The following is a 19056-nucleotide window of genomic DNA, read 5'->3' on the forward strand; positions in this document are numbered from 1 at the left end:
CGGTAACGAAAGAGGATAAACCGTGTCCCGTATTATTATGCTGATCCCTACCGGAACCAGCGTCGGCCTGACCAGCGTCAGCCTCGGCGTCATCCGTGCTATGGAACGCAAAGGCGTTCGTCTGAGTGTCTTTAAGCCCATCGCCCAGCCACGCGCCGGTGGCGATGCGCCAGACCAGACCACCGCTATCGTTCGTGCAAACTCTTCTGTCACCGCGGCTGAACCGCTGAAGATGAGCCACGTAGAGTCCCTGCTGTCCAGCAATCAGAAAGATGTGCTGATGGAAGAGATCATCGCAAACTACCATGCGAACACCAAAGACGCAGAAGTGGTACTGGTTGAAGGCCTGGTCCCAACCCGTAAACACCAGTTCGCGCAGTCTCTGAACTACGAAATCGCCAAAACGCTGAACGCGGAAATCGTCTTCGTCATGTCTCAGGGCACCGATACGCCGGAACAGTTGAACGAGCGTATTGAACTGACTCGCAGCAGCTTCGGCGGCGCAAAAAACACCAACATCACCGGCGTTATCGTGAACAAACTGAACGCTCCGGTTGATGAACAAGGTCGTACCCGTCCGGATCTGTCTGAGATTTTCGACGACTCTTCCAAAGCGCAGGTCGTAAAAGTCGATCCGGCACAGCTCACCGCGAGCAGCCCGCTGCCGGTTCTCGGCGCAGTGCCGTGGAGCTTTGAGCTGATCGCGACCCGTGCGATCGACATGGCGCGCCACCTGAATGCCACCATCGTCAACGAAGGCGACATCAATACGCGTCGCGTGAAGTCTGTCACTTTCTGTGCGCGTAGCATTCCGCACATGCTGGAACACTTCCGCGCCGGTTCCCTGCTGGTCACCTCCGCTGACCGTCCGGACGTGCTGGTTGCCGCGTGTCTGGCCGCGATGAATGGCGTTGAAATCGGCGCCCTGCTGCTGACCGGTGGCTACGAAATGGATGCGCGCATCTCTAAACTGTGTGAACGCGCTTTCGCTACCGGCCTGCCGGTATTCATGGTGAACACCAACACCTGGCAAACTTCTCTGAGCCTGCAGAGCTTCAACCTGGAAGTGCCGGTTGACGATCACGCACGCATCGAGAAAGTTCAGGAATACGTGGCGAACTACATCAACGCTGACTGGATCGAGTCCCTGACCGCGACCTCTGAGCGTAGCCGTCGTCTGTCTCCTCCAGCCTTCCGCTATCAGCTGACCGAACTGGCGCGTAAAGCCGGTAAACGCGTTGTGCTGCCAGAAGGCGACGAACCGCGTACCGTGAAAGCGGCAGCCATCTGTGCTGAACGTGGTATCGCAACCTGCGTACTGCTGGGTAACCCGGAAGAGATCAACCGCGTTGCGGCCTCTCAGGGCGTTGAGCTCGGCGCTGGCATCGAAATCGTGGACCCGGAAGTGGTTCGCGAAAGCTATGTCGCGCGTCTGGTTGAACTGCGTAAGAGCAAAGGCATGACCGAAACCGTTGCCCGCGAACAGCTGGAAGACAACGTGGTGCTCGGTACGCTGATGCTGGAACAAGACGAAGTTGACGGTCTGGTATCAGGCGCTGTTCACACCACGGCTAACACCATTCGTCCGCCGCTGCAGCTTATCAAAACTGCGCCAGGCAGTTCACTGGTTTCCTCCGTCTTCTTCATGCTGCTGCCAGAACAGGTTTACGTTTACGGCGACTGCGCGATCAACCCGGATCCGACCGCTGAACAGCTGGCTGAAATCGCTATCCAGTCTGCTGACTCTGCCATTGCCTTTGGTATCGAACCGCGCGTCGCAATGCTCTCCTACTCCACCGGCACCTCTGGTGCGGGTAGCGACGTTGAGAAAGTGCGTGAAGCAACTCGTCTTGCACAGGAAAAACGTCCTGACCTGATGATCGACGGTCCGCTGCAGTACGATGCCGCCGTGATGGCTGACGTGGCAAAATCCAAAGCGCCGAACTCTCCGGTTGCGGGTCGCGCTACCGTGTTCATCTTCCCGGATCTGAACACCGGTAACACCACTTACAAAGCGGTACAGCGTTCTGCCGACCTGATCTCCATCGGGCCGATGCTGCAGGGTATGCGCAAGCCGGTGAACGATCTGTCCCGTGGCGCGCTGGTTGACGATATCGTCTACACCATCGCTCTGACCGCGATTCAGTCTTCACAACAGCAGTAAGTTGTCTCCGCTGGGTCCAGACGGGCCCGGTCAAAAGCCGGAAATCACCCTGATTTCCGGCTTTTTTATTGCCGTTTCTGGCAATGCAAAAACGGATTTATTTGCTTAACTGCGCTGCATCAATGAATAACCATTCGCCTGTTTGCATACTTAGCCTCTTTGCTTTGCAACAGGGATAGTCTTTCATGTCTGCAGTAACCGAAACACAGCCAGCCAGAAAATGGGCCATGCCCGATACGCTGGTCATTATTTTCTTTGTCGCCATTTTAACCAGCCTTGCGACCTGGGTTGTCCCCGTCGGGATGTTCGACAGCCAGGAGGTGCAATACCAGGTGGATGGTCAGACAAAAACCCGTAAAGTGGTTGACCCCCACTCTTTCCGTATTCTGACCAACGAGGCCGGTGAAGCGCAGTATCATCCGGTTAAATTCTTCACTACCGGCGATGAAAGCCCGGGACTGATGAACTTCCCGTTCGAAGGGCTGACCTCCGGCTCTAAATTCGGTACCGCCGTCGGTATCATCATGTTTATGCTGGTAATTGGCGGTGCGTTTGGCATCGTTATGCGCACGGGAACTATTGATAACGGCATCCTTGCGCTCATCCGTCATACCAAAGGCAACGAGGTTCTGTTTATCCCGGTACTGTTTATTCTCTTCTCGCTGGGCGGTGCGGTGTTCGGCATGGGAGAAGAGGCGGTTGCCTTCGCGATCATCATCGCGCCGCTGATGGTGCGACTGGGGTATGACAGTATCACCACGGTGTTAGTGACCTATATTGCGACACAAATTGGCTTTGCCAGTTCGTGGATGAACCCTTTCTGCGTGGTGGTCGCGCAGGGCATTGCCGGCGTACCGGTCCTCTCCGGTTCCGGTCTGCGTATCGTGGTATGGGTTATTTCGACACTGATCGGTCTGACGTTTACCCTGGTCTATGCCTCGCGGGTGAAAAAGAACCCGCTTCTGTCACGCGTGCATGAATCTGACCGTTTCTTTCGCGAACAGCAGGATGATGTTGTCGAGCGCCGCTTCACAATCGGCGACTGGCTGGTGCTGCTGGTGCTGACCGGGGTGATGGTTTGGGTGGTCTGGGGCGTTATCGTCAACGCATGGTTTATTCCGGAGATAGCCAGCCAGTTCTTCACCATGGGCCTGGTCATTGGCATTATCGCCGTTGTCTTCCGTCTTAACGGCATGACGGTCAACATTATGGCGTCCTCATTCACCGAAGGCGCACGCATGATGATTGCCCCCGCCCTGCTGGTAGGTTTTGCCAAAGGCATTTTACTGTTGGTAGGCAACGGCGAAGCGGGTGACGCCAGCGTGCTCAATACGCTGTTACACAGCATCGCCAACGGCATCAGCGGGCTGGACAACGCCGTTGCCGCGTGGTTTATGCTGCTCTTCCAGGCAGTATTTAATTTCTTTGTAACGTCGGGATCGGGCCAGGCGGCGCTGACCATGCCGCTGTTAGCACCGCTCGGCGATCTGGTGGGGGTTAACCGTCAGGTCACCGTACTGGCGTTCCAGTTTGGCGATGGCTTTAGCCACATCATCTATCCGACCTCTGCATCACTGATGGCGACATTAGGCGTCTGTCGGGTGGATTTCCGTAACTGGCTGAAAGTGGGTGCGACGCTGCTGGGGCTGCTGTTCATTATGTCCAGCGTGGTGGTGATTGGCGCTCAAATCATGGGATACCACTAAAAGACAAAAGGAGCCGCTTATGGCTCCTTTTTACGGTTAGTTCAGAAAGGACGCTACTCCGCCTCTTCCTGCTTCTCCTGTTGCGACTCTGACCTTGCCGCTTCATTTTTAGCGTTACGGGTCATCCACAGCGCCAGCGCTTTCAGCGAGTCGGGCGTGAATTCATCACAGCGGGCGGTAATTTCTTCCGGCGTCAGCCAGCAAACTTCGCTGACCTCTTCTTCCTGCAAGGCGAACGGGCCGTGCGACACACAGCTGAACAGCGCACCCCAGACGCGACAGTTCTTATCTTCAAAGTAGAACTGACCATGTTCGGCGAATGGCACACCGGCGATGCCTAACTCTTCTTCCGCTTCACGGCGGGCAGAATCCAGCAACTGTTCGTCAGCCTGCACAACGCCACCGGCAGTGGCATCTAACATTCCGGGTAAAAAGTCTTTTGTCTCGGTACGACGTTGCACCAGTATTTTGCCCATTCCGTCGTGTACAACAATATAGGTCGCACGATGACGCAGGCCCTGCGCTCGCATCTGTTCCCGGCTGGATTGTGCAATGACTTCGTTGTCTTCATTCACAATATCCACCCATTCCGTACTTGCCAAACGACGCTGTTCCACCATCAGGAAACCTTCTTTTTCTGGCGCTCTTACGGCGCATTTACATATGTGGGGGTAAATTACGAATTAATCGCCACCTGCGCAATGATACTTTGATCATTGAGTGCGATAACGCTCAAAACATTATCGTCCAGCAGGCCATAACTTGCCTGGTAGCCACCTTTCGGAATGCTTACTGAACCCGGGTTGAAGTGATAAATATCGCCTCTTTTTTCTGCCACCGGCAGATGCGTATGCCCGTATACCAGGACATCACCGGCCCGCAGTGCCGGCAGGTTATCCGGCCCAAAGAGATGACCGTGAGTCAGAAACAGTCGCTGATTTTCCAGTAGCACCTGCTGCCAGGGCGCGGTTATTGGAAACTGCAGCAGCATTTGATCCACTTCACTATCACAATTTCCCCGCACCGCGACAATCTGCGACGCCTGTTCATTGAGCCGCTCAGCGACCTGAGCGGGTGCGTAGCCTTCGGGTAACGCATTTCGCGGCCCGTGGTTAAGGATATCGCCCAGTATCACCAGCCACTGCGCGCCGCTCTGTGAAAACAGGGTCAGCACGCGTTCTGTAGCAGGCAAGGACCCATGAATGTCGGATGCAAACATCAGTTTCATCACATGCTCCGTGTCATCAAAAACCGCATTATGATACTGGATTACAAACGTTTTATCAGCCTGAACGCTTCGCGGAAAGCGCAATATAACGCTGGACAGAGGCGCGTTGCCACTGAAATGCTGCATATTCCGCCAGTCGCTCCGGGACGTCGTCGCCGTTGAGAACCAGACGGTTGAGCATCAGGGCTAAATCAGTATCGGCCAGACACCATTCACCGAAAAGATTTGGCATGTCGTGTGCCAGCAGATTCCCCGCTATGGAGAACAGTTTGTCTGCGCTGATTTTCCCCGCCTCGCTCAGCGGTCCTTTTTTTATCCCACCGAAAACGACATCCGTCGGACGTTCTTCTCGAATGGGCAGTAAATCACTGCGCAGCCATGCCTGTATCTGTCGCGCACGCGCGCGTTTTTGCAGGTCGTGAGGATAGATTCGCTCCCAGGTGGGCGGCGAAAAGCGGTCTTCCAGGTATTCAGCAATCGCGGAGGACTCGCTCAACTCAAAACCATCAATGTCCAGCAACGGTACCCGACGCGTCAGTGCATACCCCTGCCAGCCGGGTTGTAGATGTTCGCCGCTGCCCAGGTCAATGGTTTTCAGGCTAAACGGCAGCCCCTTTTCCTGTAACGCGACATACGCAGAGAGTACATAAGGAGAAAAATAATTCGCGTCTGACCAAAGCGTGATAGTGGGTTTACTCATAGCGTCCTCGTCGTTATTAGGCTTTTCTCCCAACATAGAGGGTCTTTCGCTCGCTGTCACCTGATGAAAACTCACACAGCACGACAGGCTTTCTATACTTGTGGTTGGCTTATCCGATAAACACGTTGTGGAGCAGAAATGATCGACCTCTATTACGCCCCGACACCCAATGGGCACAAGATTACCCTCTTCCTTGAGGAAGCCGCGCTGGACTACCGATTAATTAAAGTGGATATCAGTAAGGGTAATCAGTTTCGCCCCGATTTCCTCGCCATTTCACCCAACAATAAAATTCCCGCCATCGTCGATCATAACCCGCTCGATGGCGGCCCATCGCTGAGCCTGTTTGAGTCCGGTGCCATTTTGCTCTATCTGGCGGAAAAGAGCGGCCTGTTGCTTAGCGGTGAATTACGCGAGCGCCATAGCACGCTGCAATGGCTGTTCTGGCAGGTGGGCGGGCTGGGCCCAATGCTTGGTCAAAACCATCATTTCAACCATTTTGCTCCACAGTCCATCCCCTACGCTATTGAGCGCTATCAGGTTGAAACACAACGGCTGTATAACGTTCTCAATAAACGGCTGGAGATGTCGCCGTGGCTGGGCGGCGAGCATTACAGCATTGCCGATATCGCCTGCTGGCCGTGGGTGAACGCCTGGCAGCGTCAGCGCGTCGACCTGGACATGTTTCCCGCCGTGAAGAATTGGTTTGAGCGCATTCGCAGTCGGCCCGCCACAGAACGCGCAATGATGCTGGCGCACCAGGATCCTGCATGAGCAAAAGGATAACGCGACCGGGTTCTCGTGTATCATGCGAGAGTTCATACATGGAGGAGACCTGCAATGTCACATCATGACGCTATAATTCGTATAAAAAACCTTCGCTTACGCACTTTCATTGGCATCAAAGAGGAAGAGATCAATAACCGACAGGATATTGTCATCAACGTTGCGATTCACTATCCGGCGGACAAGGCTCGCGTCAGCGAAGATATCAATGATGCGTTGAATTACCGCACGATCACCAAAAATATCATCCTGCACGTTGAGAACAATCGCTTCTCATTGTTAGAAAAATTAACCCAGGATGTGCTCGATATCGCACGCGAACACCACTGGGTCACTTATGCTGAAGTGGAAGTCGACAAACTACACGCGTTGCGTTATGCCGATTCCGTCTCCATGACGTTGAGCTGGCAGCGCTAACCGCCATCACGGGAGGCTGCATGAAGATACTGGTAACTGGAGGGACTGGCCTTATTGGAGGACACCTGGTCCCGCGCCTGCAGGAACTGGGTCATCAGGTGACCGTACTGACTCGCCGCCGCGATACCGCCCGGGAAAAGCTCAATGACCGGGTGACACTGTGGGACACGCTGGAAGATAAGCAAAATCTCGACGGTTTTGACGCGGTGATTAACCTGGCCGGTGAGCCCATTGCTGACAAGCGCTGGACGACGGAGCAAAAAGATCGCTTGTGTCAGAGCCGCTGGCGCATCACCCAGAAACTGGCGGACCTCATTAATGCCAGTGAAACCCCGCCGTCAGTCCTGATTTCAGGTTCTGCCACAGGTTATTATGGCGATCTGGGCGAAGTGGTCGTCACTGAGGAAGAACCGCCGCATAACGAATTCACCCATAAACTTTGCGCACGCTGGGAGCAAATTGCCTGCAAAGCGCAAAGCGACAAAACGCGTGTTTGCCTGCTGCGTACCGGCGTGGTGCTGGCACCAAAGGGCGGTATCCTCGGCAAAATGGTTCCACCGTTTCGCCTGGGCCTCGGTGGCCCCATTGGCAACGGCCGCCAGTATCTGGCCTGGATCCACATTGATGATATGGTCAATGCGATTCTCTGGCTGCTGGATAACGACCTGCGTGGGCCGTTCAACATGGTCTCGCCCTATCCGGTACGCAATGAGCAGTTTGCTCATGCGCTGGGACATGCCCTGCAACGGCCAGCCATTCTTCGCGTACCAGCCACCGTGATTCGCCTGCTGATGGGCGAATCATCGGTACTGGTGCTGGGCGGGCAACGCGCCCTGCCCAAACGACTGGAAGCCGCCGGATTTCCCTTCCGTTGGTATGACCTTGAAGAAGCGCTGTCGGATGTCGTTCGCTAACGTCTTCCCTGTTCACTCTCGCCGTTCCGGTGGTAAGGTAGTCTCACTGGCTCCCGGAATGGCGATTTTATGGCACGACTCACAACCGAACGACTGACGCTTTCCCCGTTTCAACCCACAGACTGGCCCTTTTTCCTCGCGCTTCGTGAAAATCCGGACATCATGCGTTTTATGGGCAACCTCTGCCCGGAACGCGAAACGCGTTTGCTGTTTGCGCGTCGTCTTACCTCAAAACACACCTTCGTGATCCGCCAGCATCACGATGCCACACCGCTGGGAGACATTGGCTTACAAATCAGCCATCATTTTCCGCAGGAAGCTGACATCGGTTATTGCGTTATCCCCGCTGTCCAGGGACGCGGTATCGCCAGTGAGGCCGTTCGTGCCGTCTGCGACTATGCCTTCCGCGAAGCTGGCGTGAAAGCCATCAACGCCTGGGTGCTTGCCGAGAACCGGGGTTCAGTCCGCCTGCTGGAAAAACTGGGATTTGTGCGTACGCAGGTGCTGGAGAAAGCGTTTGAGATCAACGGTATCCACTATGACGACTGGGGATACCGTCTGGAGATGGCGTGAGGTTAACCGTTCATCGACGCAAGAAAGTCTCAGGCGCGCGTAGCGGTAAGCTCGTCAACGGGAAGACCGGTTATCCTGGCGACGGTGTGGGCATCAATCCCATCTGCCAGCATCATACGTGCAATCCGCTGGGCTTCATCGCGTTTGCCCTGTTGAATCCCCTGATCTAACCCCTGCTGACGCAATCTGTCGGCGATAGTCATTAGTCTCTCCTTGTGGTGGGGTGAACGCTGGGCAACCTCGGCAAGAAACTCACTAAAATGCGCGGCGTCACCGGTTTGCATCATATAATTAAACAGCGTTTTCAACTGGCTGTCATTAGCGTAACCCTTAATCAACAGGGCAACTAATTGCTCCATCAAGCCCATTAAATCACGCTTGCGGATATGCTTTTGCATTAACTCCAGGAGCGCTATCCGTCGATGCTGCATAATGTCATCATCCGCCACAACCGTAATATCAACCAGAGGAAAGGCGGCGGTATAGAGTTGTCTTGCCGTAGAGGGATCGGCAAATTCATCCAGCCAACACAAGGAAAAGGGATAGGGCGTCACCGCGCCGTGATAAAATAACATCGGGATCACCAATGGCAGTTTTTTATGTCCGGCATCGAGATGACGTTGCATTGCCCCCATGGCATAGCGCATCAGTCGGAATGCCATATGAGCATCGGGTGAACTTTGATGTTCAATCACCACATAGATAAAGCCCTCTCCTTCCGCCGTCTTTAACGACCAAAGAACATCGGAATAATACGCACGGAGATTCTCTTCAATAAAGCTACCTGACTCGAGTTTCAGCGAGTCCAGATCGCAAAGTTGCCGCAATGAAGCAGGCAGATGGAATTCCAGGAAATCTCTGGCAGTGTCCGGGTGGCACATGAACGTTTTAAACACCGCATCATGCGCTGTAACCTTAGCTGTTGTCATGGCCATACCATCATCCCTGTGAGTCGATGACATGACGTTACGCGCATTAATCGTCTGCGACACCAACAGACGTTGCGCTTTGCGGTGATGAATCCAGGGTAAATGCGCTGGTCTGCAATATTTTCAGGGCTTACGGAAAGTCACTCGCAAAAAAAGCCGGGAGGCTGTTGCCTTTCCCGGCTTACCTTAACGATACGCCTGAACCCGTTACTTCAGCGATCCTTTCAGGAACTGTTGCAGGCGTGGACTTTGGGGGTTACCGAAGAGTTGCTCTGGATTGCCTTCTTCTTCGATTTTCCCCTGATGCAAGAAAATCACGTGGCTGGAGACATGGCGGGCAAAGCCCATTTCGTGCGTCACCACCACCATCGTTTTCCCCTCTTCGGCCAGTTGCTGCATGATACGCAGCACCTCGCCGACCAGTTCAGGATCCAGCGCCGAGGTTGGTTCATCAAAGAGCAACACTTCCGGCTCCATCGCCAGGGCGCGTGCAATCGACACTCGCTGCTGCTGACCACCGGAAAGATGCACCGGGTATTTCCCCTGTGCACGCTCATCAATGCCGACTTTCGCCAGGTATTTGGTCGCCCGTTCACGGGCTTCCTGTTTGCTCAGACCCAACACCTGAATTGGCGCTTCCATGACGTTTTCCAGCACCGTCATGTGGCTCCACAGGTTAAAGTGCTGAAACACCATCGTCAGGCGGGTACGCAGTAAACGAAGCTGATTTTTATCCGCCACCTTAAGCTGACCGTCTTTGTCACGCACCAGGTTGATGTTCTGGCCGTTGACCACAATCGACCCTTCGCTCGGTTTTTCGAGGAAGTTTATGCAGCGCAAAAATGTACTTTTCCCGGAGCCGGATGAGCCAATAATACTGATCACATCTCCGGCGTTGGCCTGCAGTGAAACCCCTTTCAGCACTTCGTGTTCGCCGTAGCGTTTGTGCAAATCGATAACGTTTAATTTATTCTCAGACATCGTGTTACCCGAATTATTTAGAGGAAACATGCTGCAACCAGCGCCTTTCCGCACGGCGGAACAGGCTTATCAGGACATACGATATGATTAAGTACAGCACGGCGGCAATACCGAAAGCGGTAAAGGGCTGATAGGTCGCCGAGTTAATATCACGGGCGATTTTCAGCAGATCCGGAACCGTTGCCGTGAACGCCAGCGCCGTGGAGTGCAGCATTAAAATGACCTCGTTGCTGTACGCGGGTAACGCGATACGCAACGCCGAAGGCAGAATAATGCAACGATACATTTTGAATGAGGAGAAGCCATACGCGCGCGCGGCTTCAATTTCACCGTGCGGAACCGAGCGAATGGCCCCGGCGAAAATCTCTGTGGTATAGGCGCACGTGTTCAGCGTCAGCGCCAGAACGGTACAGTTCAGACCGCTGCGGAAGAAAGCGTTCAGAAAATCGGTGCCTTTGACTATCTCCAGCGTGTACATCCCTGAATAGAACACCAGTAGCTGAACGTACAATGGCGTCCCGCGAAAAATATAGGTAAACAGCCAGATGGGAAACTGGATGAATTTGTTGCTGGAAACACGACCAATGGCCAGAAAAACGGCCAGAATGCCGCCCATCACCACGGAGGAAATCAGCAGCCACAGCGTAATCGCCACCCCCGTAAACCGGTAGCCATCCGTCCACAACAGGGATTTCCAGTACTCCTGAATTATCTCAATCACAGGTCAGCCCTCTTCACACCGACGGAGTAACGGCGCTCAAGGAACAGCAGCACACCATTGGAAACCGTAGTAAATACCAGATAGATAAGCCCGCAGACGATGGCGAAATAGAATGGCTCCCAGGTGCTCTTTCCGGCCAGTTGCGTGGCTTTGACCACATCTTCCAGACCGAGCAGCGAGACCAGCGCCGTCGCTTTGAGGATCACCTGCCAGTTATTCCCAATCCCCGGCAGCGCATAGCGCATCATTGCCGGAAACATAATACGGCGGAAAATTTGTGAAGAGGTAAAACCGAAAGCGGTAGCGGCTTCAATATGACCTATTGGTACCGCCATAAAAGCGCCACGAAAGGTTTCTGTAAAATACGCGCCATAGATAAAGCCAAGCGTAATAATACCAGCGACCATCGGGTCGATATCAATCTGACTGATGCCTATCGCATCGGTTAACGTGTTGAGTGCTATCTGCAGGCCATAAAAAATCAGCAGCATCAGCACCAGATCTGGCACCCCGCGAATGAGGGTGGTATAAGCTTCGAAAATAAGCCCCGTCACCCGGTTTTGCGAGAGTTTAGCCCCCGCACCGACGAGCCCGATCAGAACGGCCAGCACCACGGAACTGAGAGCCAGTTCCAGCGTGACAATTGCGCCCTGTAAAATAACACCTGAAAACCCGTACAACATGCTGCCTGTCCTGTCGTGAGTGGCGAGTTAGAAGCCTCTTTTGACGTGATGGTGCTACCTGTTATGCCGAATGGCGGCGTAGCCTTATCCGGCCTACAGCAATCACCTGTAGGCCGGATAAGCGCAGTGCTATCAGGCATAAAACCGGTTCATCATCACGTCCTGGGCTTTATCTGCACCTGCGGGGATTAACCGCCATAAACATCAAAATCAAAGTATTTCTTCGCCAGCTTCTCGTAAGTTCCGTCAGCGCGCATTTCTGCAAACGCTTTGTTCAGGGCTTCACGCAGTTCGTTATCCTCTTTGCGCAGACCCATGCCGGTCCCTACACCAAACAGTTTTTCGTCTTTCACAGACGGGCCGCCGAATTTGTAATCTTTGCCAACGGGTTGTTTCAGGAAGCCTTCGCTTGCGGCAACTTCGTCCTGGAATGCAGCATCAATACGCCCCGCAGTCAGGTCAGAGTAAATATTGTCCTGCCCCTGATACGACACAATCTCAATGCCTTTTGGCGCCCAGTGTTCGTTACCAAACGTCTCCTGAGTGGTGCCCTGCAGCACACCGACGCGTTTGCCTTTCAGCGACTCAACGGTCGGCTGAATGTCTGATGACTTGGCCACGACCAGACGCGAGTCAGCTGCATAAAGTTTGTCAGTGAAGGCGATTTCCTGCTGACGCTTTTCAGTAATCGAAAGCGAGGACATGATAGCGTCGATTTTCTTCGCTTTTAACGACGGGATCAGCGCATCCAGCGGGTTCTCAACGAAGGTACATTGCGTATTAATACGTTTGCACAGCTCTTTCGCCAGATCGATATCAAAACCCACCAATTCACCCTGCGCATTCTTCGACTCAAACGGGGCGTAGGTTGGATCGGTACCAATACGAACTTTTTGTGGAATGGCGGCAAAGGCTGCGGTAGCACTGGAGAAAGCCAGGACCAGAGAAAGAGATAACACCAGTTTTTTCATAACTATCCTCAACAGACTGTCTTTTATAGGGGATGTTTACAGGACCAGGTGCAGTTATCGTGCCATTAATCGGGTCGACAAGGCAAAACATTCTGCCCTGTCCCCGGTTTATTTTGCATGAAAAGCGCTTAAATATGCACTTCCGCTCTGTTCACCCGCCATAATTGCACCATAATGGTGCATTCAACCCGTCACGCACCGCTATGGCTAACCCAAACGGTGCAGTCAGGTCCCCCGTATTCAGGTATCAGTCGCCGTAGACGTTAAAGTCAAAATACTTTTTCGCCATCTTGTCGTAAGTGCCATCCTGACGCAGATCGGCCAGCGCCTTATCAAAGGCAGCTTTCAGTTCCGTATCGTCTTTACGTAAACCGACGCCTGTACCGTCGCCGAAGTACTTTTTATCCTTCACGGAAGGGCCGGCAAAAGCAAAGTCTTTGCCCGCAGGCTGTTTGAGGAAACCTTCACTGGCGGCAACTTCGTCCTGCAATGCCGCATCAAGACGGCCCGCCGTCAGGTCAGAGTAAATCAAATCCTGGTTTGCGTAGGCCACCACATCCACGCCTTTGCTACGCCAGGTGTCATTGGCATAGGCTTCCTGAGTGGAGCCTTGTAACACGCCAACGTGCTTACCTTTAAGCGCGTCAAGCGTTGGCTGAATCGGGGAGCCTTTCGCCGCGATCAGACGCGAATCCGCCGCGTACAGTTTGTCGGAGAAGGCAATTTCCTGCTGGCGCTTATCGGTTATGGAGAGCGAAGAGATAATGGCATCAATTTTCTTCGCTTTGAGCGACGGGATCAGTGCATCGAAATCACTGGCGACCCAGGTACATTTGACCTGCATACGCTTACACATCTCATTGCCCAAATCGATATCAAAGCCGATGAAGTCGCCTTTGGCATCTTTTGAAGAGAACGGAGCGTAGGTGGTATCCGTGCCAATGCGCACCGTTTGCGGCAGCGCTGCATAGCTGGATGCAGTAGCAGATAGACCAATCAGCAATGACAGAGCGAGAATTGACTTCTTCATACATAACCCTCAAGTGGAATGACTTTATTATGTTTTACGTTGTGTTGTGCGTTTGCAGGCTTTTTCATGCAGGTCTTATGCCATTTTCGCGCCGCTCGGGATATTCGACGTTAAATATGTTAATAAAACGTTGCAATATTGTCCTGATGTTGAAGATAGCAGGTCTGACGGATGAACCGCAGCGTTTCAGATGGATTTAGCGAATTAAATGTTGAGGATATGATCGCGGTTACAAAATTGCCCTGTTTCAGGGCAATTGATGCAAAAAGGCCCGCCGACGGGGCAATATTATGCACCCTGCCAACGGGTAAAAAGGTCCTGCGGAAGGGCGATATCAAACTGATCGAGGACGCGATTAACTGTCTGATTTATCACATCATCCAGCGTCTGTGGACGATGATAAAACGCCGGAACCGGTGGCATAATGACCGCACCAATTTCCGCTGCCTGGGTCATTAAGCGCAAATGCCCCAGATGGAGCGGCGTTTCCCGAACGCACAGCACCAGTGGGCGGCGCTCTTTTAACACCACGTCTGCCGCGCGGGTCAACAGGCCATCGGTATAGCTATGGACAATGCCAGAAAGCGTTTTAATTGAGCACGGCAGAATGACCATTCCGGCGGTCTGAAAAGAGCCGGAGGAGATGCTGGCGGCAATATCGCGCGCATCGTGCGTCACGCTCGCGAGCGCCTGAACATCACGCAGCGATAAGTCAGTCTCGAGAGAAAGCGTCTGGCGGGCGGCCTGGCTCATGATCAGATGCGTTTCAACATCCGGTACATCGCGCAACACCTGGAGCAGCCGCACGCCGTAAATGGCGCCGCTGGCACCCGAAATACCAATAATGAGTCGCTTCATGATTTATCGCCCTGTCTGACTTCTGGGCTGACTTTGCAGGATTTTATGGGGAGTTGCAAGTCAGGGGGCGGGATTCGCCCCCTGGCAGGTCAGAGATTACCCTTCGTTGTGCATCTCGAGGTTTTCAACTTCGTTCTGCAACTGAACTGCTTTGGCATCGTCATTACGCAGGGAATCGAGAAAATCGAGATACTGCTGATCTACATCCTTCGTAACGTATACGCCGTTAAACACGGAACATTCAAACTGCTGGATATCCGGGTTTTCGGTACGGACCGCGTCGATCAGATCGTCCAGGTCCTGGAAGATAAGACCGTCTGCGCCGATGATCTGGCGAATCTCATCCACTTCACGACCATGCGCAATCAGTTCGTTTGCAGTAGGCATATCGATGCCGTACACGTTCGGGAAGCGAATCTCTGGTGCCGCAGAGGCCAGATAGACCTTTTTCGCCCCGGCTTCACGTGCCATCTCAATAATCTGCTCTGAGGTGGTGCCGCGCACAATGGAGTCATCCACCAGCAGAACATTTTTATCGCGGAACTCCGCGCGGTTGGCGTTCAGTTTGCGGCGTACGGACTTACGGCGCAGCTGCTGTCCCGGCATGATAAAGGTACGACCAACGTAGCGGTTTTTCACAAACCCCTGACGGTACGGCTTGCCGAGAATACGCGCAATTTCCAGCGCGATATCGCAGGAGGTTTCTGGAATCGGGATGACCACGTCGATATCCAAATCCTCCCACTCACGAGCAATTTTTTCGCCAAGCTTGGTACCCATGTTCACACGGGCGCTGTAAACGGAAATCTTGTCGATGAAGGAATCCGGACGCGCGAAGTAAACATACTCGAACAGGCACGGATTGCTGACCGGGTTTTCGGCACACTGACGGGTGAATAGCTGCCCTTTCTCCGTGATATAAACCGCTTCGCCCGACGCAACGTCACGCAGGAATTCAAAGCCCAGGGTATCCAGCGCGACGCTTTCAGACGCCACCATATATTCGGTGCGACCGTCGCCGACATCACGTTTACCCAACACCAGCGGACGGATACCGTTCGGGTCACGGAAGGCAACCATACCGTGACCAATAATCATCGCCACACAGGCATACGCGCCGCGGATCTGGCGGTTGGTCGCGGCAATCGCGGCAAAAATGTTGTCTGCTTCCAGCGGGTAGTGACGGAAGTTATCCAGTTCACTGGCGAAGATATTGAGCAGGATCTCAGAATCTGAGGTGGTATTGATGTGACGGCGCTTCTCCTCAAACAGCTTTTTACGCAGTTCGTGGGCATTGGTCAGGTTGCCATTGTGGGCAAGCGTGATGCCATACGGGGAGTTGACGTAGAAAGGTTGAGCTTCAGAGGCGCTGGAGCTGCCAGCCGTTGGATAACGCACATGACCGATGCCCATGTTGCCCTGCATACGCTGCATGTGGCGAGCTTCAAAAACATCACTCACCAGACCGTTTGCCTTACGCAAACGGAAGCAGTTATTTGCATCGATGGTGATAATGCCAGCGGCATCCTGACCACGATGCTGAAGCACTGTTAAGGCGTCATAAATCGACTGGTTAACCGGCATAACACCGGCGATACCGACAATACCGCACATACGTCTTTTTCCTCGTTAAGCTACAACCCAACGCTTATGCTCTGGGCAAGAAACTTGACGAGCTTTGCAGATAGTCAAAGAACCATCTGATGATGAAACTGAACTCCGGGATCAGCTGTGACTTACTCCAGTCCTCACCTTTCGACAGGCCGGTAAAGGTGTCGAGAAAGAACAGAATAGCAGCCACAATCAACACGCCGCGCAGAGCCCCGAAACAGACCCCCAGAACCCGGTCGGTACCTGACAGACCGGTTTTCTCAACCAGTTGCCCTACCACGTAGTTCACAATGGCGCCGACGATCAGCGTCGCGATAAACAGCACCGCGATGGCAATCCCGTTTCGAACCAGTTCGTCTTCAAAGCCCGAAAACCAGACAGACAGGTAAGTGTAGTAATGGCTGGCGACAAAGAAAGCACAACCCCATGTCACCAACGATAACGCTTCACGAACAAAGCCACGGATCAGGCTAACCAGACAGGAAAAACCAATCACCGCGATAATGGCGTAATCAATCCAGACCATATGTGTCCCACGATTTTACGCCCTGTCGTCCTGTTCGGGGCGCATTCTAACAGAAAAAGAAAACGTTTGCGTAGGGATTTCCTTCCCGCGCGTAAATAAAAATGGCGCTGAAAAAAACTTCAACGCCATACCGTTTTATGCCTCTTCGGGCACTGCCGGATGGCGGTGTAAACGCCTTATCCGGCCGACATACAACAAGATTGGAAGCCTGATAAGACGCCGAGCGCTGTCATCAGGCAACCCTCACTTAGTTCGGGCTGTACCCCATCACCACTCCGCTTAATCCGGAGATTTGCTGTAGCTCGCCGAGCGAGCCTTTCAGCTTGTCGCGTGATGCATCCGGCCCCACGAGAATACGGGTTATTTTACCCTGTACTGGCGTTGACGGAGAAGTATATACCCGGAAACCTGCGGCACGAAGTTTACCCACGATCTCATTGACCTTATCGGCATTTTTCAGCGCCCCTAACTGCACAACGTAGGCTTTACCCGTTGGCGCCGGTTTCTCTTCTGCCGCCGGTTTTGGCGCAGGAGCGGGAACCGGAGCAGGCGTTGCCTCTACAGGCGGCTTCGGTTGCGGCTTCGGCTTTTCAACCGGTTTTGGTTTGGGCTGCTCTACCGGCGCTGGCGTCGAATCAAGCTCAGGATTATTCGCTGATGCATAGCGTGACGGATCCAACGACGGTGCCGCCGCATCGCCTGCCCGTACCTCTTCCGCCGCCCCTTCTGGCGGCTGAGTCGGCAAAGCCTGCGTTGCCGCTGGCATCATATCCGGCTCATCGCGATCGCCCGGTTTCGGGACCAGCGGGATCGCCGCGAATTCATCCTGATAATGTTTTTTCTGCCCGTCGAGCAGCCCGGGCAACACAATGACGCCCAGCGCGACCAGCACGATCGTGCCGACTAAACGATTCTGAAACTTACTCGCCACCGATTCTCCCCGCGTCCATCACTTCCATGACATGTGCAACCGTGTGAAATGAACCGCACACCAGTACGGTATCTTCTGGTCTCGCGTCTGCCAGCGCCGCATGCCATGCCAGCGCGACACTGTCATAGACACTGCCTTTACCGAGATGTTCCAGCAGTTGTTCTGCCGTTGCGCCCCGGGGGCCTTCCAGCGGAGCACAATACCAGTCGTCGACCACGCTTTTCAACCAGGCCAACGTTCCCGCAATATCCTTATCATGTAGCATACCGATAACGGCAAGAACGCGCCCCTTTTTCGGCAACATTTTCAGCCGTCCGGTGAGATATTCCGCCGCATGAGGATTATGCGCGACATCAAGAATGACGCGCGGCGACTCGCTCACAATCTGGAAACGTCCTGGTAGAATCGCCCGGGCAATCCCGTCGCGAATCGCCTGCTCACTGACGTTCAGGCCGCTGGCGCGCAGTGCCGCCAGCGCAGTCGCCGCATTAGGTTGAGGCACCTGTGGCAGCGGTAAATCCACCAGGCTACCGTGGCGATCGCTAAAGGACCAGCCCGTCTCCGTTACCGTAAACTGCCAGTCCTCGCCACGACGCTGTAACCGCGCGCCTTTCTCCAGTGCGACATCGGCGATGGTATAGGGCATTTCGGGTTCGCCGACAATCGCCGGTTTTCCCGCACGGAAAATACCGGCCTTTTCACGGCCAATGCTCTCACGATCCGGCCCCAGCCAGTCGGTATGATCCAGCGCGATGCTGGTGACTACGCCAACATCGGCATCGACGATATTCGTCGCGTCGAGTCGTCCACCCAGCCCAACTTCCAGGATCACCACATCCAGTTGTGCCTGCTTAAACAGCCACAATGCAGACAAAGTGCCGTATTCGAAATAGGTCAGCGAGATGTCCCCACGCGCCGCTTCGATCTCGGCAAAGGATTCGGTGTGAGCCGATTCGGGCAGTTCATTGCCACGTACACGCACACGTTCGGTGTAACGCACCAGATGTGGCGAACTGTATACCCCGACGTTATATCCCGCCGCCGTCAATACCGACTCCAGCGTCCGGCAGGTCGTGCCTTTGCCATTAGTGCCAGCCACGGTGAAGACAAACGGCGCAGGCTTCAGTACGCCCAGTCGCGCAGCCACCTGGCTTACGCGCTCAAGGCCCAGATCGATCGTTTTCGCGTGGAGGTTTTCCAGATAAGAAAGCCACGAGGCCAGGGGCGACGTGGCTTTAGGAATACGTTTGTTATTCATGATGCCCGTGAAATCGTTACGTTGAGAAAAGCAAAAGGGCAGCGCCTGTGGCCCTGCCCTTTTCAGTTA

20 protein-coding genes are annotated in these 19056 nt (G+C 53.9%); 6 read left to right on the forward strand and 14 right to left on the reverse strand.

Annotated features, from left to right (window positions below; all coding sequences use genetic code 11):
- Positions 1-22 precede the first annotated feature (22 nt).
- Both pta and yfcC read left to right on the forward strand, forming a co-directional pair.
- Complete coding sequence (gene pta, locus C2U53_RS27460) at positions 23-2164, forward strand: phosphate acetyltransferase (protein ID WP_043000012.1); 2142 nt, start codon at positions 23-25, stop codon at positions 2162-2164.
- A 185-nt stretch (positions 2165-2349) separates the two neighbouring features.
- Positions 2350-3870: a putative basic amino acid antiporter YfcC gene (gene yfcC / locus C2U53_RS27465; protein WP_043000011.1), complete on the forward strand. Its 1521-nt coding sequence runs from the start codon at positions 2350-2352 to the stop codon at positions 3868-3870.
- 53 nt (positions 3871-3923) lie between these two features.
- Here yfcC and yfcD read toward each other — a convergent pair whose 3' ends face one another.
- The 3 genes from yfcD to yfcF are packed head-to-tail and all read right to left on the reverse strand — an operon-like array spanning position 3924 to position 5798.
- Positions 3924-4490 (reverse strand): NUDIX hydrolase YfcD, encoded by a 567-nt coding sequence (yfcD, locus tag C2U53_RS27470; protein WP_042317782.1) that lies wholly within the window; start codon positions 4488-4490, stop codon positions 3924-3926.
- Between the two features lie 56 nt (positions 4491-4546).
- Positions 4547-5098, reverse strand: coding sequence for a phosphodiesterase (yfcE, locus tag C2U53_RS27475; protein WP_044326792.1), 552 nt, complete (start codon positions 5096-5098; stop codon positions 4547-4549).
- 55 nt (positions 5099-5153) lie between these two features.
- A complete protein-coding gene (gene yfcF, locus C2U53_RS27480; RefSeq protein WP_043000009.1) occupies positions 5154-5798 on the reverse strand; it encodes a glutathione transferase in 645 nt (214 codons plus the stop codon).
- A gap of 138 nt (positions 5799-5936) precedes the next feature.
- Between yfcF and yfcG the strand changes: the two genes are divergently transcribed.
- The 4 genes from yfcG to C2U53_RS27500 all read left to right on the forward strand — a co-directional run bounded on the left by yfcG (position 5937) and on the right by C2U53_RS27500 (position 8488).
- A complete protein-coding gene (gene yfcG / locus C2U53_RS27485; protein ID WP_043000008.1) occupies positions 5937-6572 on the forward strand; it encodes a GSH-dependent disulfide bond oxidoreductase in 636 nt (211 codons plus the stop codon).
- A 66-nt stretch (positions 6573-6638) separates the two neighbouring features.
- Complete coding sequence (folX, locus tag C2U53_RS27490; protein WP_043000007.1) at positions 6639-7001, forward strand: dihydroneopterin triphosphate 2'-epimerase; 363 nt, start codon at positions 6639-6641, stop codon at positions 6999-7001.
- Between the two features lie 20 nt (positions 7002-7021).
- Positions 7022-7915, forward strand: coding sequence for a TIGR01777 family oxidoreductase (locus C2U53_RS27495; protein ID WP_104446756.1), 894 nt, complete (start codon positions 7022-7024; stop codon positions 7913-7915).
- A gap of 69 nt (positions 7916-7984) precedes the next feature.
- Complete coding sequence (locus tag C2U53_RS27500; RefSeq protein ID WP_043000005.1) at positions 7985-8488, forward strand: GNAT family N-acetyltransferase; 504 nt, start codon at positions 7985-7987, stop codon at positions 8486-8488.
- A gap of 29 nt (positions 8489-8517) precedes the next feature.
- Here C2U53_RS27500 and C2U53_RS27505 read toward each other — a convergent pair whose 3' ends face one another.
- From C2U53_RS27505 to folC, 11 genes are all read right to left on the reverse strand, one after another.
- Positions 8518-9417 carry an Rpn family recombination-promoting nuclease/putative transposase gene (locus C2U53_RS27505; protein ID WP_369815256.1) on the reverse strand — a complete coding sequence of 300 codons (900 nt, stop codon included), beginning with the start codon at positions 9415-9417 and terminating at the stop codon, positions 8518-8520.
- Between the two features lie 207 nt (positions 9418-9624).
- Entirely contained in the window at positions 9625-10398 is a 774-nt protein-coding gene (gene hisP / locus C2U53_RS27510; protein ID WP_043001873.1) for a histidine ABC transporter ATP-binding protein HisP, read from the reverse strand.
- Between the two features lie 13 nt (positions 10399-10411).
- Complete coding sequence (gene hisM / locus C2U53_RS27515; protein WP_043000004.1) at positions 10412-11119, reverse strand: histidine ABC transporter permease HisM; 708 nt, start codon at positions 11117-11119, stop codon at positions 10412-10414.
- Complete coding sequence (locus C2U53_RS27520) at positions 11116-11802, reverse strand: histidine ABC transporter permease HisQ (protein ID WP_043000003.1); 687 nt, start codon at positions 11800-11802, stop codon at positions 11116-11118. Before C2U53_RS27520 ends, hisM begins: the two co-directional genes overlap by 4 nt.
- A 188-nt stretch (positions 11803-11990) precedes the next feature.
- Positions 11991-12773 carry a histidine ABC transporter substrate-binding protein HisJ gene (hisJ, locus tag C2U53_RS27525; protein ID WP_044258497.1) on the reverse strand — a complete coding sequence of 261 codons (783 nt, stop codon included), beginning with the start codon at positions 12771-12773 and terminating at the stop codon, positions 11991-11993.
- Between the two features lie 247 nt (positions 12774-13020).
- The gene (argT, locus tag C2U53_RS27530) at positions 13021-13803 is read right to left on the reverse strand and encodes a lysine/arginine/ornithine ABC transporter substrate-binding protein ArgT (protein ID WP_043000001.1); all 783 of its coding nucleotides are present in this window, start codon (positions 13801-13803) and stop codon (positions 13021-13023) included.
- A 288-nt stretch (positions 13804-14091) separates the two neighbouring features.
- Entirely contained in the window at positions 14092-14661 is a 570-nt protein-coding gene (locus C2U53_RS27535) for a UbiX family flavin prenyltransferase (RefSeq protein WP_044258495.1), read from the reverse strand.
- 96 nt (positions 14662-14757) lie between these two features.
- Entirely contained in the window at positions 14758-16275 is a 1518-nt protein-coding gene (gene purF / locus C2U53_RS27540; protein ID WP_042999999.1) for an amidophosphoribosyltransferase, read from the reverse strand.
- Between the two features lie 34 nt (positions 16276-16309).
- The gene (gene cvpA / locus C2U53_RS27545) at positions 16310-16798 is read right to left on the reverse strand and encodes a colicin V production protein (protein WP_046483084.1); all 489 of its coding nucleotides are present in this window, start codon (positions 16796-16798) and stop codon (positions 16310-16312) included.
- A gap of 247 nt (positions 16799-17045) precedes the next feature.
- Entirely contained in the window at positions 17046-17729 is a 684-nt protein-coding gene (gene dedD, locus C2U53_RS27550) for a cell division protein DedD (RefSeq protein ID WP_042999997.1), read from the reverse strand.
- Positions 17719-18987, reverse strand: a complete 1269-nt coding sequence (folC, locus tag C2U53_RS27555) for a bifunctional tetrahydrofolate synthase/dihydrofolate synthase (protein WP_044327710.1) — start codon at positions 18985-18987, stop codon at positions 17719-17721. Before folC ends, dedD begins: the two co-directional genes overlap by 11 nt.
- Positions 18988-19056: the final 69 nt, after the last annotated feature.

The sequence above is a fragment of the Citrobacter sp. CFNIH10 genome, assembly GCF_002934585.1.
Taxonomy (GTDB): Bacteria; Pseudomonadota; Gammaproteobacteria; order Enterobacterales; family Enterobacteriaceae; genus Citrobacter_A; species Citrobacter_A amalonaticus.

What these genes read in the sequence shown, in the direction of transcription:
- yfcC (WP_043000011.1), top strand. Translation starts at nt 2,350, where the DNA reads ATGTCTGCAGTAACCGAAACACAGCCAGCCAGAAAATGGGCCATGCCC.
- yfcD (WP_042317782.1), bottom strand. Translation starts at nt 4,490, where the DNA reads ATGGTGGAACAGCGTCGTTTGGCAAGTACGGAATGGGTGGATATTGTG.
- yfcE (WP_044326792.1), bottom strand. Translation starts at nt 5,098, where the DNA reads ATGAAACTGATGTTTGCATCCGACATTCATGGGTCCTTGCCTGCTACA.
- yfcF (WP_043000009.1), bottom strand. Translation starts at nt 5,798, where the DNA reads ATGAGTAAACCCACTATCACGCTTTGGTCAGACGCGAATTATTTTTCT.
- yfcG (WP_043000008.1), top strand. Translation starts at nt 5,937, where the DNA reads ATGATCGACCTCTATTACGCCCCGACACCCAATGGGCACAAGATTACC.
- folX (WP_043000007.1), top strand. Translation starts at nt 6,639, where the DNA reads ATGTCACATCATGACGCTATAATTCGTATAAAAAACCTTCGCTTACGC.
- C2U53_RS27495 (WP_104446756.1), top strand. Translation starts at nt 7,022, where the DNA reads ATGAAGATACTGGTAACTGGAGGGACTGGCCTTATTGGAGGACACCTG.
- C2U53_RS27500 (WP_043000005.1), top strand. Translation starts at nt 7,985, where the DNA reads ATGGCACGACTCACAACCGAACGACTGACGCTTTCCCCGTTTCAACCC.
- C2U53_RS27505 (WP_369815256.1), bottom strand. Translation starts at nt 9,417, where the DNA reads ATGACAACAGCTAAGGTTACAGCGCATGATGCGGTGTTTAAAACGTTC.
- hisP (WP_043001873.1), bottom strand. Translation starts at nt 10,398, where the DNA reads ATGTCTGAGAATAAATTAAACGTTATCGATTTGCACAAACGCTACGGC.
- C2U53_RS27520 (WP_043000003.1), bottom strand. Translation starts at nt 11,802, where the DNA reads ATGTTGTACGGGTTTTCAGGTGTTATTTTACAGGGCGCAATTGTCACG.
- hisJ (WP_044258497.1), bottom strand. Translation starts at nt 12,773, where the DNA reads ATGAAAAAACTGGTGTTATCTCTTTCTCTGGTCCTGGCTTTCTCCAGT.
- argT (WP_043000001.1), bottom strand. Translation starts at nt 13,803, where the DNA reads ATGAAGAAGTCAATTCTCGCTCTGTCATTGCTGATTGGTCTATCTGCT.
- C2U53_RS27535 (WP_044258495.1), bottom strand. Translation starts at nt 14,661, where the DNA reads ATGAAGCGACTCATTATTGGTATTTCGGGTGCCAGCGGCGCCATTTAC.
- purF (WP_042999999.1), bottom strand. Translation starts at nt 16,275, where the DNA reads ATGTGCGGTATTGTCGGTATCGCCGGTGTTATGCCGGTTAACCAGTCG.
- cvpA (WP_046483084.1), bottom strand. Translation starts at nt 16,798, where the DNA reads ATGGTCTGGATTGATTACGCCATTATCGCGGTGATTGGTTTTTCCTGT.
- folC (WP_044327710.1), bottom strand. Translation starts at nt 18,987, where the DNA reads ATGAATAACAAACGTATTCCTAAAGCCACGTCGCCCCTGGCCTCGTGG.